Origin of the sequence: Phaeospirillum tilakii (genome assembly GCF_042683125.1) — a bacterium.
GTDB classification, from domain to species: domain Bacteria; phylum Pseudomonadota; class Alphaproteobacteria; order Rhodospirillales; family Magnetospirillaceae; genus Phaeospirillum; species Phaeospirillum tilakii.
Genome location: NZ_JBHUIY010000135.1, coordinates 1 through 507, shown reverse-complemented (window position 1 = coordinate 507; position 507 = coordinate 1). Strand labels below are relative to the sequence as shown.

Below are 507 nucleotides of genomic sequence, written 5' to 3'. Positions count from 1 at the left end.
AGGTATTCGGTCGTCACGCCAAAGCGGCCCGAGGCGACCTGCTTGATCTTGGAGCGCAGGCTGTCGCCGTCTTGCAGTTCGTAGTCGGCCTCCATGATCTTGTGGCCGAGCACGTCGCCGACCTTGCTGCCGCCGACGATCTTGATGCCCTTGAGCTCGTTGCGGTAGCGGGCCGGGTCTTCACCGCCCTCGCCCGTGTTGCTCTTGCCACCGATGCGGTTCATCGCGACGGCCAGCGTGGCGTGGGCCTCGGTGGAGATGGAGCCCAGCGACATCGCGCCAGTGGCGAAGCGCTTCACGATTTCGCTCGCCGGTTCGACCTCGTCCAGCGGCACGGCCTTGCTCGGGTCGAACTTGAACTCGAACAGGCCGCGCAGCGTCATGTGGCGCTTGCTCTGGTCGTTGATGATCTGGGCGTAGTCCTTGTAGGTCTCGAACTTGCCGCTGCGCGCGCTGTGCTGCAGCTTGGCGATGGCGTCCGGCGTCCACATATGCTCCTCGCCGCGC

At 65.3% G+C, this 507-nt stretch carries 1 protein-coding gene; it reads right to left on the bottom strand.

Annotated features, from left to right (window positions below; translation table 11 throughout):
* Positions 1 to 491, bottom strand: a 491-nt coding sequence (locus tag ACFSNB_RS18840) for a glutamate synthase-related protein (protein WP_377319362.1), incomplete at its 3' end; no start/stop codon positions are given.
* Positions 492 to 507 lie beyond the last annotated feature (16 nt).